The organism is bacterium (assembly GCA_035559435.1).
In the GTDB taxonomy this organism is placed as follows: Bacteria; Zixibacteria; MSB-5A5; order WJJR01; family WJJR01; genus JACQFV01.
The window spans coordinates 1-17,482 of the sequence record DATMBC010000091.1 but is presented as its reverse complement, the minus strand read 5'-3'; the positions used below and the strand labels follow the sequence as shown (position 1 = coordinate 17,482).

At 63.9% G+C, this 17,482-nt stretch carries 13 protein-coding genes; 12 read left to right on the top strand and 1 reads right to left on the bottom strand.

Annotation, left to right across the window (positions count from 1 at the left end; genetic code table 11):
• The first annotated feature begins 26 nt into the window (after window positions 1-26).
• Complete coding sequence (locus tag VNN55_10665) at window positions 27-1,505, top strand: insulinase family protein (protein ID HWO58016.1); 1,479 nt, start codon at window positions 27-29, stop codon at window positions 1,503-1,505.
• Here VNN55_10665 and VNN55_10660 read toward each other — a convergent pair whose 3' ends face one another.
• Entirely contained in the window at window positions 1,506-2,609 is a 1,104-nt protein-coding gene (locus VNN55_10660; protein HWO58015.1) for an A/G-specific adenine glycosylase, read from the bottom strand.
• 23 nt (window positions 2,610-2,632) lie between these two features.
• Here VNN55_10660 and VNN55_10655 point away from each other — a divergent pair, with 23 nt between their 5' ends.
• The 11 genes from VNN55_10655 (at window position 2,633) to VNN55_10605 (ending at window position 16,850) form a co-directional block, all read left to right on the top strand.
• Complete coding sequence (locus VNN55_10655) at window positions 2,633-3,916, top strand: 2,3-bisphosphoglycerate-independent phosphoglycerate mutase (protein HWO58014.1); 1,284 nt, start codon at window positions 2,633-2,635, stop codon at window positions 3,914-3,916.
• A gap of 26 nt (window positions 3,917-3,942) precedes the next feature.
• Window positions 3,943-5,196, top strand: a complete 1,254-nt coding sequence (locus tag VNN55_10650; GenBank protein ID HWO58013.1) for a right-handed parallel beta-helix repeat-containing protein — start codon at window positions 3,943-3,945, stop codon at window positions 5,194-5,196.
• Window positions 5,197-5,546: 350 nt separating this feature from the next.
• Window positions 5,547-6,407 (top strand): 3-hydroxybutyryl-CoA dehydrogenase, encoded by an 861-nt coding sequence (locus VNN55_10645; GenBank protein ID HWO58012.1) that lies wholly within the window; start codon window positions 5,547-5,549, stop codon window positions 6,405-6,407.
• Between the two features lie 117 nt (window positions 6,408-6,524).
• Window positions 6,525-7,310, top strand: a complete 786-nt coding sequence (locus VNN55_10640; protein ID HWO58011.1) for an enoyl-CoA hydratase-related protein — start codon at window positions 6,525-6,527, stop codon at window positions 7,308-7,310.
• 180 nt (window positions 7,311-7,490) lie between these two features.
• The gene (locus tag VNN55_10635; GenBank protein ID HWO58010.1) at window positions 7,491-8,636 is read left to right on the top strand and encodes an acyl-CoA dehydrogenase family protein; all 1,146 of its coding nucleotides are present in this window, start codon (window positions 7,491-7,493) and stop codon (window positions 8,634-8,636) included.
• A gap of 142 nt (window positions 8,637-8,778) precedes the next feature.
• Window positions 8,779-10,077 carry a LeuA family protein gene (locus tag VNN55_10630; GenBank protein HWO58009.1) on the top strand — a complete coding sequence of 433 codons (1,299 nt, stop codon included), beginning with the start codon at window positions 8,779-8,781 and terminating at the stop codon, window positions 10,075-10,077.
• 461 nt (window positions 10,078-10,538) lie between these two features.
• Window positions 10,539-11,600, top strand: coding sequence for a 3-isopropylmalate dehydrogenase (locus VNN55_10625; protein HWO58008.1), 1,062 nt, complete (start codon window positions 10,539-10,541; stop codon window positions 11,598-11,600).
• A 167-nt stretch (window positions 11,601-11,767) separates the two neighbouring features.
• Entirely contained in the window at window positions 11,768-12,553 is a 786-nt protein-coding gene (locus tag VNN55_10620) for a carbon-nitrogen hydrolase family protein (protein HWO58007.1), read from the top strand.
• Window positions 12,554-12,611: 58 nt separating this feature from the next.
• The gene (locus VNN55_10615; GenBank protein HWO58006.1) at window positions 12,612-13,226 is read left to right on the top strand and encodes a molybdenum cofactor guanylyltransferase; all 615 of its coding nucleotides are present in this window, start codon (window positions 12,612-12,614) and stop codon (window positions 13,224-13,226) included.
• A complete protein-coding gene (gene glp, locus VNN55_10610) occupies window positions 13,223-14,446 on the top strand; it encodes a gephyrin-like molybdotransferase Glp (protein ID HWO58005.1) in 1,224 nt (407 codons plus the stop codon). Before VNN55_10615 ends, glp begins: the two co-directional genes overlap by 4 nt.
• A gap of 73 nt (window positions 14,447-14,519) precedes the next feature.
• The gene (locus VNN55_10605) at window positions 14,520-16,850 is read left to right on the top strand and encodes an efflux RND transporter periplasmic adaptor subunit (GenBank protein HWO58004.1); all 2,331 of its coding nucleotides are present in this window, start codon (window positions 14,520-14,522) and stop codon (window positions 16,848-16,850) included.
• Window positions 16,851-17,482: the final 632 nt, after the last annotated feature.

The window sequence follows — 17,482 nt, the reverse complement described above, 5'->3', positions numbered from 1 at the left end:
AATCCTGACCGGTCCGGAACAACGTCATGGCACCCCATCTGCACCGACTCATGCTGTTGGCCGTCCTGCTGGTGTTGACCCTCAACAATTGCGACACCTCAACGCCCCCATCCCGTCAACTGGTGGTGGTCGAGGATGGCGAGGCGCCGGCGATTGCGGCGCGTCTCTTGTTCGGACTGGGTCCATCGCCATTGCCCGCGGGCACCGGCGCCATGATGGCTGCCCTCCTGAGCGAACCGTACTCGCCGGCGGCCGATTCCACACTGGGACAGTTGCGAGACCATGGAGTCACGATTCGTGCCGCCTGCGAACGTGAGGTGTTCACCATCGACGTCGAATGCCCGCCATCGGTCTGGGCCGCGGCGCTGCCGCTTCTGGCGCGGCATCTGGGGCCACAGACGCTGGAGGGGCTGCGTTTGGACGAACTGCGGCTACAGCAACATGCGATGATCGAAAAGCTGCGTCATGATCCCCTGGCGTTGAGCCGCGCGGTGTTCTGGTCGGCAGTCTATCCGGAAGGGCCGGGCGGTCTGGCGGCCGGAACCGACCGCGGCGTCGAACAAGTGAGCGTCGAGAACCTCCGCACCTTTCGCGCGACCTTTCTGAGCAACGCCAACGTCTACGCCGGTCTGGCGGGACCAGTCACGGTAGCGATGGCATCGGCGTGGGAAACACAGGTCATGGCGGCGCTCCCGCCTGGATCGCAGCCGGCATCGCATCCGAACCCGGTACACCCGGATGGCCTCAATGTCCGGATCGTCGAATTGCCGGAGGCCGAATCGACCTATGTCCTGATTGGCCGGGCGCTCACACACACGTGCCGCGACACAGCCGCCTGGGTCATGGCGGCGGGCGCGGTCTATCACGCCCTGCCCGGGGCATCACGAAACGGGATCGACCAGTTTCTGCGGCAGGAACGCGGTCTGTGCGAGGAGCTTGAGATGTCCACCGGACTGGCGGTGGCCGGAACGGACGGGGCGCGCTACCAGAGCGGAGAACTGAGCGCCAACGACTTTCTGACGGTGCGCGCTGCGTTCTCTCCGGTCAATGCCCTGTATGCCACTCGTATTCTGATCAAGGAGCTGACCGACTATAACGCGGCGGGGTTGACGACGGAGGAGCTTCAGTCCTACGTGGGGTATCTGCAAAAGTCACACGAGGGCGCATCGCCCGCCGAGCGGATGCGGGCGCAACTGGCGCAACGATGGCTGCGATGCCCGCCGCCGATCCAGCCGGAACCCAGAGGGGCATACCCGTTGTCCACTGCGCGGATACGGCAGTCGGTGCGCGCCGCCTTCGACCCCACCGACCTGTGGGTGATTTTTGTGACATCGGACGTGCGGACACTTTCGGCGAATCTCCTCGGCGGCACTGTCTCGTTCACCTACCCGGAGTGGGTCGATGCCCGCGAGATGCGCCGTCTCGATCAGGAATACGCCGCTTACCGGCCGTTCTGGGAGGCCGCGAAGACCAGTCTGGTCCGGGCGCCGGAGTTTTTCCGCTGATTATCCCGCCGCCTCAGCGACCAAGGCGTCAATGATTTTACGGTTGGCCGCGGGGAAGGCGAGTTTGGCCAGATCGGAGACGCGCGCCCAGCGGAAGCGTTGGCAGCCGATCGCGCGCGGTGTTCCGCGACGGTAACGACATTCAAAGACATGCAGACGCACGGCGTAGTGGCTGTAGCCGTGTTCGATCACCATCCGGCGTCGTCCCACGTCCACGATCACATCCAGTTCTTCCCTGATCTCGCGGCGGCAGGTGTCCGCCAGTGATTCATTGCCGTCGCGTTTGCCGCCAGGAAACTCCCAGAGGTTGGGCAGAAGGCCGCTGGCCGGACGTTGAGCGATGAGGATGCGTCCGTCGGAGCGGCGGATGATGCCGCAGGCAACATTGACGGTGCGTGGGCGGACGCGGGCGGCGGGAAGCCCCCATTCCCCCTGCCGATCCAGCGCATTGGCGCGGCAGAGTGTCTGAAGCGGGCAGACTTCGCAGTGCGGCTGACGCGGCAGACAAACCGTGGCGCCCAGGTCGATGAGCGCGTCGGTCCAGACCGCCCCGCTGCCGACAACCATCCAGTCGGCAAGGTGCGCCCGGACCGCCTCGCGGACCGGTGTTGCGCGCACATCTCCTGCCACACCGAAAAGACGCGCTCCGACACGAGCGACGTTGGCATCCAGCGGGGGCCGTCGGCCGCCAAAACAGAAGTTGTGGATGGCCGCGGCGCAATAGTCGCCGATTCCGGGCAGCGCGCGGATGGCCGCGTAGTCCGTGGGGAATCGCCCGCCAAATTCCCGGGCGATGATCTGCGCGGCGCGATGCAGCAGACGGGCGCGGTGGTAGTACCCCAACCCTTCCCACTCCTTCATCACCGCATCGAGCGGAGCGGCGGCCAGCGAACGCAGTGTCGGAAATCGATGGAGGAACCGGCGGTAGCGCTCCACCCCCACGGCTGCGGTGGTCTGGACGAGGATAATCTCGGAGACCCAGACACGATAGGGATCCTTCTCTCCGCGCCAGGGGAACGCGCGGGCGTGGCGACGGAACCAACCGGCAAGCCGTCGATAGACGCCCGCGGCGGAAGGATTCGAATTGGGTCGTGATTTCGGCATCGCGCTGACAGTCAGAGGGTGCGATGATAGACGAAAATCCGCTGGCAGGCCATCGCAATTCGCGCTATGCTCTTTGCATGACACCCGACGCGCCCCTCCCCGAGCACACCGCCGAATTGCTGGCGAAGAAAAATCACGGCCGGATCGTCTTCTTGATCATGGATGGCCTCGGCGATCTCCCCTTCGGCAACCGCGCCGAGACGCCGCTGGAAGCGGCGCGCAAGCCGAACATGGAGGCGCTGTTGCCGCAATCGTGTTGCGGATTGTTCGACCCGGTGGAGCCGGGGATCACCCCCGGTTCGGGGCCGGGACACCTGGGGCTGTTCGGTTATGATCCGCGTCGGTATCTCATCGGCCGCGGGGTGCTGGAGGCGCTGGGGATCGACTTTCCGCTGCTTCCCGACGATGTCGCCGCGCGGTTCAACTTCTGCACGTTGGACAAGAACCGTTTGATCACCGACCGTCGCGCCGGACGCATCAGCGACGAGGAAAACCGGCGGGTGGTGGACAAGCTCAATGCGCACCTGAGATTCCCCGGACCGGTCGAAGTGATCGTACGCAGCGTGTCGGAGCACCGCGGCTTGGTAATCCTGCGCGGCACGGGGCTGGGAGGGCATGTGGCGGACACCGACCCGCAAACCACGGGAGTGCCGCCCCTGCCGGCGCGGGCGCTCAACGAGGCCTCGCGCCACACCGCCGAACTGCTTGACCGCTTTGTCGCGGAAGCCGAACGCATCCTCCGCGATGAGCCCCGTGTCAACGGCGTCTTATTGCGCGGCATCGACAGACATCCGCAAATCCCGACGCTGGCAGAACGGTTCCGACTGAACCCTGTCGCGATTGCGACCTACCCGATGTACCGCGGACTGGCGCGGCTGGTGGGCATGACGGTGCTGGAACCGCCACGGGATCTGGCCGCCACCATGTCGGCGCCGGCGACAGTCGGCAAGGATCATGACTTCCTCTTTGTGCATGTGAAGTACACCGACAAGGCCGGCGAGGACGGCGATTATGACCGCAAGGTGGCTGTGATTGAGGAGGTCGACCGGCGGTTGCCCGAGCTTATGGAGTGCCGGCCGGATGTCCTGGTAATTACCGGCGACCACTCCACGCCGGCGGCGATGAAGGAACACTCCTGGCATCCGGTGCCGGTGCTCCTGTATGCGCCGGGCACGGTCCGTCCGGATGGCTTGACGCGCTTTGGTGAGCGGGCCTGCCTGCAGGGCGGCCTGGGACGGTATCCGATGCGGCATCTCCTGCCGCTGGCGCTGGCCCACGCACGCAAGTTGGCGAAATTCGGCGCGTAGTGCGGTTCGGTTGAACGGAGGTCCTAATGTCCAAGATGTCCAAGTCCCTGAGTGCCCTGTGCATGGCATTTATCGTCGGCGCCGCTGGCAACGCCGGTGCGGAGACACATGTCGTTACTGGGGATCTGCAATCCGCGATCGACCGCGCGGCCTCCGGCGACACGCTGGCGCTGGCGGCGGGCACATTCACCGCATCCCCGGTCGAGTTTGCCGACTCGCTCTGCGGCAATTGCGCCCAGCACAAGACCTGGCACACGGCGTCGCACGGATTTCACATCGCGGGCAAGCGTCTGTGGATCGTGGGGGCGGGCGATGCGACGGTGCTGGTGACCAACGCCGGGTATGGCGTCTTCTTCGACAATTGCGCCGAGGGCGGGATCAGCCAGGTGGCGATCACCGGCGGCATCCGGGACACATCGGGCATGGCCACCGACGCGGCGGTGGTGGTCCGCAACGGACGGGTCACGGTGCGGGACTGTCTGATCCGTGACAATACGCAATATCCGGAGTCGCTCATTGTCGGCATCGGCGGCGTGATGGGCCGTGAAGGCGCCGACCTGATTGTGGTCAACAACCGCATCCTCAACAACACCTGGGACGGCGTGGCGCTCTACCGCGGCGCCAACGCCTATATCGCCGACAACATCATCCACAAGGGACGCGGCGCGGGGGTGGGCGTGACCTGGGATGCGACCGCCACGGTGGCGCGAAACCAGGTGTCGAACTACTGGAAGGGCATCGGGGCGTTCGGGTCGACCCGCGTGCTCTGTTATAACAATGTGGTCTACAATCTGCTGGGCTGGGGAATCATCGCCACCGGGACCGCCTACATGGACTGCGCCAACAACATCATCTACCAGAACGGCAACTGCGGATTCGGGCTGTGGGGAATGGACGTCTACGGCCGCTTCACCAATAATGTGATCGTCAAGAACGGCTGGCGCGACCAGTGGGTCTGCGGTCGGGTCGGATTCCAGAACTACGGCCACCCGAACCAGTTTGCGATTTCACACAATATCCTTTGGGACAATGTCGAGGGTGATTGGCGCGATATGCCTGACTACACCGATCTGGACAGCAACAAACACCTCGATCCGCTCTGGGACACCTTGACGTTTCGTCCATTGGATGGTTCGCCCCTGATCGACAATGGCAATCCGGAATTGTCCGACCCCGATGGCACGCCCAGCGATCTGGGGATTTACGGCGGACCGCATGCGTTTTTGCGCACGGTGGAAGTGCGGCGGGATGCGCCGGTGGACACACGCAAGAAGAAGTAGTGGCGCGGGGCCGTGTCCCCTCACCCGCCCGGACCTGACGGTCCAGGCGGCCTCTCCCCGTGGGAGAGGTGAACACTCGGATTTCCATGTCGCAAACCCAGAAACCGACTGAGCCAGGAACTCGCTGCGACATCTGCGGGACGGTCATGATTGAGTGGAACTGCGAGTTGATCTGCCCGAATTGCGGATTTCGGCGCGATTGTTCGGACCCGTAGGCGCGCGCCAACCCCTGTCAGAATCTCCGCAATCCCCGCGTTTTCTCCACCGATTTTGTATATCTTGACCGCCTTTGCCATAGGCGGTTTTTGCGGTCAATTCACGTTTGCGTGCAACGAAAAGGAGCGGTCGACATGGCAATCAGGAAGGTCGGAATCGTGGGCTGCGGCCTGATGGGGTCGGGCATCGCGCAGGTCGCGGCGCAGGCGGGGTACGAGATCACTGTCCGCGAAGTCACCAGGGAACTCTTTGAACGCGGCTTCAAGCGCATCGAGGGATCGCTGAGCAAGTTTGTCGAGAAGGGCAAAATGACGGCCGCCGACCGCGACGCGGCCCTGGGGCGCATCAAGGGGACCACGAACCTCGCGGATCTGAAGGACTCGGACCTGGTGATCGAAGCGGTGATCGAGAACATGGACGAGAAGACCAAGATCTACCGTGAACTCGACGGCCTCTGCGGCCCGCACACGATCTTCGCGTCGAACACCTCCTCCTTGCCAATCGGCGACATGTCGGCGGTGACCAAGCGCCGCGACAAATTCTGCGGTCTCCATTTCTTCAATCCGGTGCCGATCATGAAGCTGGTCGAAGTGGTGCGCGCCATCGACACCTCGGAGGAAACCTACCAGGCCGCCAAGGCCTTCGCCGAATCGCTCGGCAAGACGGTGGTGACCGCCAAGGACACGCCCGGATTTGTGGTCAATGTGCTGCTGGTCCCGTACCTGCTGGATGCCGTGCGTCTGCTGGAGCGCGGGGTGGCAACGAAGGAAGATATCGATCAGGGAATGGTGCTGGGCTGCGGGCATCCGATGGGGCCGCTGACCTTGCTGGACTATGTCGGGCTGGACACGACCTACTACATCGCCGAGATCATGTTCCATGAGTTCAAGGATTCCCACTATGCCGCGCCGCCGCTGCTACGCCGTCTGGTCGAGGCGGGCTATCACGGCCGCAAAACGGGACGCGGAATCTACACCTACGAGCAAAAGGCGTGAGGACGAGCGGCGGACAAGGGGCCTTCAGCCTCTGGCCTCGCGTTGATGCGCGGCATGTGGTCAAGAGGGCGAAAGGTTCCCTGTTCGGAAGAAGGACGGTTAACGGAAAGGTGACGCATGGCACAGTATCAAAATATTCTGGTTGAGACCGCCGCGCCGATCGCGGTGCTGACGATCAATCGGCCGGCGGTGCTCAATGCGCTGAACGATCAGACAATCGCCGAGATCGACGCGGCGTTCACGGCGCTGGAGTCGGATGCGAATGTACGCGTGGTGATCGTGACCGGCTCAGGCGAGAAGGCCTTCATTGCCGGCGCCGACATCAACGAACTGAAGGTCTGCGACGTGGCCGGCGGCATCGCCAAATCGCTGCGCGGGCAGGCGGTGCTGAACAAAATCGAGCAGTCGCGGCTGGTGGTGATCGCGGCCATCAACGGGTTTGCGCTGGGCGGCGGCTGTGAACTGGCCTGCGCCTGCGACATCCGTCTGGCCGCCGACACCGCGCGGATGGGGCAGCCGGAGGTCAATCTCGGCATCATCCCCGGTTACGGTGGCACTCAGCGCTTCGCGCGACTGGTCGGCAAGGGCAAGGCCAAGCAATTGGTGATGACCGGCGACATGATCAACGCCGCCGAGGCGCACCGTATCGGGCTGGTGGAGGAAGTCTACCCCGCGGCCGAGCTGATGACCAAGGCGAGGGAAATGGCGACGAAAATTGCCGCCAAAGGGCCGGTGGCGATCGCCACGTCAAAAAGATGCATCAACTACGGCCTCGAGGTTGACCTCGCCTCCGGTCTTGAGTATGAAGCGACTCAGTTCGGCGTGATTTGCGCGACCGAAGACAAGACCGAGGGTTGCGCGGCGTTTCTGGAGAAACGGCCGGCGCAATTCAAGGGCCGGTAATCCGGCATCCGATGCAGGATAAGGGGCTTTCCGCTCCTTGGTGTCGAGGCCGGAGACAGGTGTCGCCCGGCGCGACACCAAGGGGCTGAAAGCCCCTTGTCTTGGGACCTGGCGTTGAACAGTTCGAGGGGCCGCGGGCCCCTCGTTGAGCGGGGATGAGGCAGGGTCGAGGAGTTCACAATGGATTTTGCACTGTCCGAGACGCATGAAGCGATCCGTGAGGTGGCGCGCGAGTTTGCCGAGAAGAAGCTGATCCCGCGCGCGGCCGAGTTCGATCAGACCGGCAAGATGGATTTCGCGCTGGCGCGCGAGATGGCCGAGTCGGGGTTCATGGGCATCATCGTGCCGGAGGAGTACGGCGGCACGGGACTGGACACGTTGGCCTATGTCCTCGTGCTCGAGGAACTGGGGCAGAGTTGCGCCTCGCACAGCACGATGGTCGGCGCGCACAATTCGCTGTTTGCCCATCCCATTCTGAAATTCGGCACCGAGGAACAGAAACGATTCTACCTGCCCGGTGTCTGCGCCGGCGAAAAGTACGCCGCCTTCTCCCTCTCCGAGCCGGGCGCCGGATCGGATGCGGCTGCGATCGAAACCACCGCGGTCCTGGACGGCGATCACTATGTCCTCAACGGCACCAAGATCTTCGTCACCAATGGCGCGTTTGCCGACTACATCATCATCATGGCGAAGACCGACCGCAACGCCGGCTGGCGCGGGGTGACCGCCTTCCTCGTGCACAAGGACATGCCGGGCTTCTCGATCGGGCATATCGAAGAGAAGATGGGGCTGCATGCCTCCCCGACCACCGAGTTGATCCTGCAGGATCTGCGCGTGCCGAAGTCGAACGTGCTGGGGCGTCCGGGCGAAGGGTTCAAGATCGCGATGGAATCGCTCAATTCCGGGCGGCTGTCGGTGGCGGCGAATGCGCTGGGCATCGGGATCCGTGCGCTGAAGGTCGCGGTCAAGTACGCCAAGGAGCGCAAGCAATTCGGCCAACCGATCAGTTCATTCCAGATGATTCAATCGCATCTGGCCAACATGCACTGCCGGATCGAGCAGGCGCGCTGGCTGGTCTACCACGCCGCCTGGCGCAAGGACCAGGGCAAGGATTACGCCGACCATGCCGCCATGGCCAAATTGGTCTGCTCGGAGATGGCGACCTATGTGTCGCACCGGGCCATCCAGGTGCTGGGCGGCTACGGGTATCTGCGCGAGTATGAAGTTGAACGTCTCTACCGCGAGGCGCGGGTAACCGAGTTGTTCGAGGGAACCTCCGAAATCCAGCGGATGGTGATTGCGCGCGCGGTGATTAAGGGACATTAAGGACGGCGGTCAGACACCAGGGGGGCCGGTCGATGACCGGCCCCTTTTGTATTGTCCCGGTCCGTCGGCGAATCCGTCCCGCGGCGCCATTGACCGGAGCAATTTTGTTCGGGTATATTTCGCGGCAACTGCGGAGGCCCGTATGCGTGTCCCATCGGAGCACGAACTCATCTATGACTGGAACAGCCACGCCGGCAGCATCGCCGAGCGCGCCGGACGGATCGAACTCAACGACGAGACCCTGCGCGATGGCCTGCAGAACCCGTCGGTGACCGACCCGCCGATCGACAAGAAGCTGGCGTTGCTGCGGCTGATGTCGAAATTGGGGCTCAACGCGGTCAATCTGGGGCTGCCGGGGGCGGGGCCGCGGGCGCGCGCCGACATCCAGCAGATGGCCGAGGTCATCCGCGATGAGAAGCTCGGCCTGTTCCCCAACGCCGCCTGCCGCACGGTGCTGGCCGATATCACGCCCTTAATCGAGATTGTGCAGAAGACCGGCGTGGTGATCGAAGCCGCCTGCTTCATCGGCTCCTCGCCGATCCGTCAGTACGCGGAAGACTGGACCATCGAGCACATCCAGAAGTTGTCAACCGACGCCATTGCCTACGCGACCCAAAACGGCCTGCCGGTCATGTACGTGACCGAGGACACGACCCGGTCGCGTCCGGAAGATATCCGGCGTCTGTATCTGGCGGCGATCGAAGCCGGGGCGCGGCGGGTCTGCATCGCCGACACCACCGGCCACGCCCAACCCTACGGCGTCCGCAACATCGTGCGGTTCGTGCAGCAAGTCGTGGCCGAGACCGGGCTGGATGTCAAGATCGACTGGCATGGGCATTCCGACCGCGGGCTGTCGGTGATCAACGCGCTGGCGGCGATCAAGGCGGGTGTGGACCGTGTGCATGCCACCGGCCTCGGCATCGGCGAGCGGGTCGGCAACACGCCGATGGACATCCTGCTGGTCAACCTGCAGCTCGATGGTTTCATCGAGCGGGATCTGACGCACTTGTCCGATTACACGCAACTGGTGTCGGAAATCTGCGAAGTGCCTCTTCCCCACAACTATCCCGTCTTCGGCGCCGACGCCTTTCGCACCGCGACCGGCGTGCACGCCGCCGCCATCATCAAGGCCAAGAACAAAGGCGAGGACTGGCTGGCCGACCGTGTGTATTCGGGCGTCCCGGCCGGGATGGTCGGCTTGCGTCAGCGCATCGAGGTCGGCTTCATGTCGGGAGTGTCCAACATCGTTTACTGGCTGCGCGAGCACGGAATCGAGCCGGAGAAGTCGCTGGTCGACGAGATCTTCACCGCCGCCAAACAGCATTCGCGCATTCTCAGCGACGACGACATCTGGAACATCGTCAAGTACCACCGCTTCGAGAACGGCACCCTGCCGACGGACACGCTCGAGGAGTGGAAGCGGCAGTTGGCAAAGAAGTAGGGGGCGTGCGCTCTTTGCACGCACCGTCTCAAGGTGAGCGCAACAGGCGCGTGCAAGGTCCGGTGCATCACAGACTACTGGGGGCGCACCCCCGATCAGGGACAAGGTGGAGGGTGCAAGTCTCGCGCGAATCGAGGATGGACGCGCTTACAGAATCACTCACCGCACGTGGTGGGGGACCCGGCTTTTGGCCACCGGAATGAATCCAACACAAGAGCAGGCTCCGCAGAAGCGTCGCCCTCCCGGAATACGCCCTGTGGATGGAACTTTGCTACGCCCGACGTCTCTTCGTTGCAGCTGCACTGCGCAATCCCATCGCTGGTCCCAAATGGCGGGACGCGGCTCAAGAGCCGCTTCTACGTAGTCGTCTTCATCCGTTGATCCCGTAGGGGCGAACCTTGTGTTCGCCCGCTCTACTTCTCGCGACTTATCGACGCTGCGATTCGCTATATTCTCCGGCCATGCCATACCATATCGCGACCATCGGAGGCGACGGGATCGGGCCGGAGGTGACCGCCGAGGCGGTCAAGGTCCTCAAGGCCGTTGCTGACCGGGAACAGATCCAGATCGACTTCACCGATTACCCCTATGGCACCGACCACTACCTCGCCACCGGCGAGCTGTTCCCCGACGCGGTCCGTGAGGAGATCCGTACCACCAAAAGCGCGGTCCTGCTGGGGGCGATCGGCGACCCGCGGGTCGAGCCGGGGCTGGTCGAACGGCCGATCATCATGGGGATGCGATTCGGCTGGGACCTGTATGTCAATCTGCGTCCGGTCAAACTCTACGCCGAACACCTCTGCCCGATCAAGAACAAGAAGCCGGAGGATGTCGACATCGTGGTGATCCGCGAGAACACCGAGGATCTCTACTCCGGCATTGGCGGCATCCTCAAGAAGGGCACGCCCGACGAGGTCGCCATTGCCGACATGGTGTTCACGCGCAAGGGGTGCGAGCGGGTGATCCGTTACGCCTTCGAAACCGCGCGGGCGCGCAACAAGCAGAAGAAGGTGACGCTGGTCGACAAGGCCAACGCCATCCGCGCGATGGACATCTGGACCCGTGCCTTCGCCGAGGTCGGCGAGGAGTACCCCGACATTCAAAAGGACCATGCCTATATCGACGCTGCCTGCATGTGGATGGTGAAAAACCCCGAGTGGTTCGACACGGTGGTCACCTCGAACATCTTCGGCGACATCCTGACCGACCTCGGCGCGATGGTGCAGGGCGGGATGGGGGTCGCTGCATCGGGGAATATCCACCCCGGACGGATCTCGATGTTCGAGCCGATTCATGGCTCGGCGCCCAAGTACAAGGGCAAGAATGTCGCCAGCCCGGTCGGGGCGATTGCCGCGGCGGCAATGATGATGGACTATCTCGGCGAAAAACGCGCCGCGCAGCGCATCGAAAACGCGGTGGCGGAATTGCTGCTCTCCAGGCGGATCCCCTCGCTGTCGGCCGATTCGGGGCTGTCGACTTCGCAGATTGGCGACATGGTCGCCGCGGAAGTGGTCAAGTCGTAGGCGGGCCCCGCGGGGCACGGGACGGAAGAGCCGTGCCACCGGTCATGTAAAGTCGCGGTGGTCTGGCAGGGCGAGCCATCGCACTGTCAGATTGAATTCCCGCCTGAAACCAACGTCCGGTTCAAACGTCTAATAGACATCCCGATGCCCTCACCGGGACTTGTGGCATGATTGTATCCGTTGCGGCGCTGCAGTACCCCTTGGGCGGGCCAATCACGCTGGAGGATCAGTTGCACCTCTTGCGGCGCCGGCCCGATTTCCTCTGTCTGCCCGAGTACTTCTCGGTGCGGCCGGGGGATCGCTCCCATGCCGACAGCGCGCCGCGGATCGCGCCGCTGCAACGGGCGCTGACGAAATTGTCGCGCGATCTGACCGGCACGGTCATTGGCGGGACCATACCGCACCCGGTCGATGGCGGCTATGCCAACCTGGCCACGGTGTACCATCGCGGCGAGATTGTCGGCTCCTACCAGAAAGTCAATCCGCTCGGCCGCGAGGAGGAACGCGGGATCATCCCGGGAACAGAATACCGTGTCTTCGAGGTTAACGGCGCGCGGATCGGCATCCTCATCTGCGCCGATGTGCTCAACCCGCAGTCGTTCGTCGAGATGCGGCGGCTTGGCGCCGACGTCATCTTTGCGCCGACAGTCTCACCGTACCGTGAAAGCGACACGGTGTTCGACAAAGACCGGCGCGACACAGAAATCTATGTGGCTGGCGCGCAGACCGCGCGCGCCTTCATCGTCAAGACCTGCGGCATTGGCACGATCTTCGGTCATCCGCTGCAGGGCCGATCGGGGATCTTCGCCCCTTGGGGCGTGCTGGCACGGGTCCCGCCGGACGCCGAACAGCAGAAGATCATTCTGTGCGAGTACCTCGACATCGACGAGATCCGCGAATTCAAGACCCGTATGGACGCGCTGGAAAGTGCCGGCGCGCCGGCACAGGCATAGGCCGGTCACCGGCGTTTGTCCGATGTCGCCGATGGCTCCCACGACATAGATTTGCGCCATGGTGCCCCCTCCCTCGGAAACCGCCGGGCTGATTCTCATCGGCGGCCAATCGTCGCGCATGGGCACTCCCAAAGCACTGGCCCTTCTGGCGGGCGAGCCCTTGTGGGAGCATGTGGCACGGGCCCTGGCGCCGCTGGTCGATGTTCTCTTGTTCCTTGGACAGATTGAGGGATTCCTCCCTCCTGCCCCGGCTCGTGTGATCCGCGACGATCCGTCCGGGATCGGACCCTTGGGGGGACTGGTTGCCGGATTGGAGCAATCGGGGCGCCGGCACCATCTGCTGGTGGCGGTCGATTATCCCTTGGTCCGTCCGGCGCTGCTGCGCGCCCTGCTGGCAAAAGCGGACTTGGCGAAGGCGGTTTGCGGCGTGTCAGCGGGCATGGTGGAGCCGCTGCTCGGGTACTACCATGTCGATTGCGCCCCGGCAATCCGTCAAATGCTGGCCGAGGGCGAGACCCGGACGCATCAACTCCTGCAACGGGTTGACGGCCTGGGCTTCTCCGACGCTGAAATCGCGAAAATTGATCCTGCGAAATGGTCGCATTTCAACGTAAATACGCCGTCCGACCTGCGAGAGGCCGAACGGCGCCTGCGGGCGGGCTACCCGGCATGAGCACCATTCTGGAAATCTCCTTTGAGGAGATGCGGCGGCGTGTGATGAGCGCGGCGCGTCCAATGCCCGCCGAGAAAGTCCGCATTCTCGAATCGCGGGGCCGTGTCCTGGCCGAGCGCATCCGGGCGCGCGGTCCGGTGCCGCCGGTGGACAAATCGGCGATGGATGGGTTTGCCGTGCGGGTGGCCGACATCAAACCTGCCTGCGGCGAGCGGCCGGTGACGCTGCGCATCACCGACACGATCGCGGCGGGGGCGATTTCGACCCGTCGGCTGGCGCGCGGCTCGGCGGTGCGTATCATGACCGGGGCGCCGCTGCCTCCCGGCGCGGACTGTGTCGTGCCGGTCGAGTACACGCGCACCAACAACGGCCATGTCACGCTGCGCACCGGATTTCCCTGTGGCAACAATGTTCTCCGCAAGGGAACCGACATGCGCAAAGGCCAGGTCATCCTTGAGCGCGGCACCGTCATCGGGCCGTCGCAGATGGGGATGCTGGCGATGCTCGATCAACCGACGGTGAGTGTGTACCGACGGCCGCGGGTCGGGATTCTGACGACCGGCGATGAATTGGGCGAGGTCGGCAGGAAACGTCCCCTGGGGCACATCCCGGACTCAAACCGCTACGGTCTCTACGGCCTGATCGAGTCAGCCGGGTGCGTGCCGGTCGATGGCGGGCGTTGCGGCGACGACACGCGGCAGTTGCGGCGGGCGCTGACCTCGCTGGCTCGCAAGTGCGACTTTGTGATTTCTTCGGGCGGAGTGTCGGCGGGCGACTTTGATGTGGTCAAGATTCTCTTTTGTTCGATCGGCGGGGTCAATCTGTACCGATTGCCGATCAAGCCGGGCAAACCGCAGGCCTTCGGCCGCCTCAACGGCGTGCCCTATTTCGGCCTGCCGGGCAATCCGGTCTCGGCGATGGTGGTGTTCGACTTCATCGTCCGACCGGCCCTGCTCAAGATGACCGGCCGCGCGGAGACCGAGCCGCCGGGCTGGAGCGCCACGGTTGAGACGCCCTTCCCGCGCAAATCCCGGCCCTGGGAGTTCCCCCGTGTTTATGCCGAACGGCGGGAGCGCCGCTGGATTGTACGGCCGGTCGATTCACAGCGGTCCTCCGACCTCCGGTCGATGACTGACGCCACCGGTTATGTGGTCTTGCCGCCCAGCCAGGGTTCGCCGCAGGTGGGTGAGAGTGTTTGGTACATCCCCTTTATCCGCTGAATCCGCCAATATTCCGCCTTGCTGAATGCCCCCCAAGCGTTGTACCGTAAAGGGAACGACGGGGGGCGTCGTTTTGGACAACGCAACGCCGAAATTGCGGTCGGACCTGATTGTCCGCGCCGAAACCGAGGGCGCGCAGACGGTCTATGTCATCAAGGACCCGTTGACCGGGCGGTTTTTCCGTCTGCGGGCGCCGGAGTACTATCTCCTGTCGCGCGCGGATGGCATCACGCCGCTGGCCGACGCGGTGCGGCTGACCAACGAGCGATTCGGCATCCAGATTCCACCGGCGATGGCGGCGGCGTTTTTCGAGAAGATGGAGCGTATGCTCTTCTTCGAGAATCCGGCCACCGAGCAGGTGTTGAGCCGTCTGGGCACACGCTCCTCGATGGGACGCAAGTCGATCTGGCTGATTCCGCTGAAGGCCTTCGATCCCGATCGTATGGTTACCCGCTGGGCCCGCCGGTTGCGTTTTCTGTTCAATCCCTACGCGGTGGGTGTCGCGACGATCGTGATGGCCGGGGCGGGGGCGCTGGCCGCGGCGCAGTCGCATGTCTGGGGCGCGGGGCTGCCCGAGATCTTTCGCATGACGTCGTTACCGTTATTTGTCGTGGCGGTGATGACACTGGCCTTTGTGCATGAGTTCGGGCATGCGTTGACATTGAAATACTATGGCGGCTCGGTGCGCGAGATGGGGTTCCTGCTGCTGTACTTTCAGCCCGCCTTTTACTGCAACATCTCGGACTCCTACCTGTTGCCGGGACGGTGGCCGCGGATGGTGGTCGGTCTGGCGGGGCTGTTTTTCCAGGGCGTGGCGACCGCGCTGGCGATTGTGGCCTGGCGGCTTTTGGAGCCGGGCACGATCATTGCGCAGTTCCTGTGGGTCTTTGTCGCCGTGTCGCTGGCGATTTTTCTGTTCAATCTCAACCCGCTGATCAAATTGGACGGCTACTACATCCTGGTCGACTGGCTGCGTCTGCCGAACCTGCGCGCCAAGGCGTACGCGTACTGGCGCGGGCTCCTGCGACGTTGGGTGTGGGGGCAGGGCGATGGCGCGTACTCGATCGGCCGCCGCGAGCGCCGCATCTTCATCTGGTACGGCCTTCTCTCCGCGTTGTTTACCACCGCGCTGGTGCTTTGGATCGGCTATTGGATTACGCAGTGGCTGCATGGGCGCTGGGGAGTGGCCGGAATCGTGCTGGGTTGGGGGACGGTGATCGTGCTCGCCTTCGCGTTACGTTCAACCGGCGGCACCGCGGCGCGCGCTGGTGCCGCGGCGGAGGATCGCACCGAGGAGGAATCGCGGCGTCGTTGGCTGCGGCCTGTTCTCTTCTGGGGCGTCCTGGCGCTGGCCATCCTCGCGTTGTCCGTCATTCCCGCCGAGCGCCGTGTGGGATCCCCGTGCGAGGTCGAGGCGAGCTCGCGCTTTGTGGTCAGCTCGCCGGTGAGCGGCACGCTGGAGACGATGCTGATTGAGGGCGCCGATTCCTCGGCGGCGCTGGTTGAGCATCATGCCCGCTCGATCCTGCAGGCGACCGCGTCGGATTTTTCGGTGGTCGCCTATGAAATCAAAGTCCGCGAGGGCGAGCGTGTCGAGCGCGGCGACACACTGGTCCGGCTGTCATCGAATCTCTATCTGGCCACGCTGGCGGCGACGGAGGCGCGGCGGGACCGGGTCGCGGCCGAGCGCAACCTGTTGTTGTCTGGACCGAAGCAGGATGCGATCAAGGAGTTGCGCGCCGAAATCCAGGAGGCGACCGCGACGGTGCAGAACCGCGAAGTGGAACTGCAGCGGATGAAGATGATGTACGAGCGCAACCTGGTGGCGGAGAAAGACTATGAGAAAGCCAAGACCGAATTGGAAGTCGCCAAAGCGCAGAAGCAGGGCAAGAATTCCAAACTCGCGTTGCTGATCTCCGAGCCCAAGGCCGAGGAGCTGGCCATCAAGGAGGCGGAACTGGCCTCGCTGGAGGCCGAAATCGACTTCCTGCGCACGCAGATTGCCTCCTCCACGGTCCTCTCGCCTATCACCGGCGAAGCGGCGCGGGTCGAACGGGGCGGCGTCCTCGCCGAAGTCGCCGACCTCGACCCGGTGCGCCTGCATCTGCTGGTGCATGAAAACGACATCGCCGATGTGCGCGTCGGCGCGCCGGTCTCGCTGAAGGTCCGTTCGCTCCCCTTCGACACCTTCCGCGGCCATGTGGCCCGTATTGCCGACCTGGCGGACACACTCGGCGAGGGGCGGCGCTTCCTGGTAGTCACCGAACTGCCCAACCCCGACGGACGGCTTAAGCCCGGCATGAGCGGATTTGCCAAGATCGACTGCGGGCAACGCTCGCTGCTGGGCCTGATGACGCGGCAGGCGGTTCAGTTCTTCCGCGTGGAGTTCTGGTCGTGGTGGTAGCGGCCAGAGGATGACACGCCGGAACCAAAGCCTCACGCATCCTGATGATCATGTCATAACGGCTCGTGCTGAGCCTGTCAGCGACGTCTCCGATGACCTGACATCCCGATGTTGCGTCGCGTCAGGTTGCGTCAGGGGTGCGTCAGACGCGCTCCTGACGCAGCCGGCGACCCCTGCATGAGCCTTCCTGACAGCGGCATTCGCTGTACGAACCAAAAATCTCCATCTCGCCATTTTGTTGATTTGATTAAAGTTATCAAGGCGCATCCTGTTTAAGTGCGCTCGCCCCCCATCGCAAGCCCTGCCATTGGCACGCCAGTTGTATGCCGCCAGATCAGCCCGTCATGGGCCTGTCTCACCCCTCCCGCCGCCGGGTCTGCTTGTCCCACTCACGCCGGCGGCGGCGAGGGTCAGATGAGGCAGGCGGACGGAGCGCCGCTTGATCAAATTACGCGGTCGAGTCAAGGAGGAGGGGACAATGCCCCACGGAATCCGGGTCACCGCGGGCCTGTTGGCCCTGGCACTCCTGGCGTTCTGCTCCTGCGCCGAGGAGCGCCCCACCCAGCCGGGGCCGACCCGCTACCTGGTCTACGCCGACTTCACCGGGGATCGCGTCTGGGAGGACTCCAACG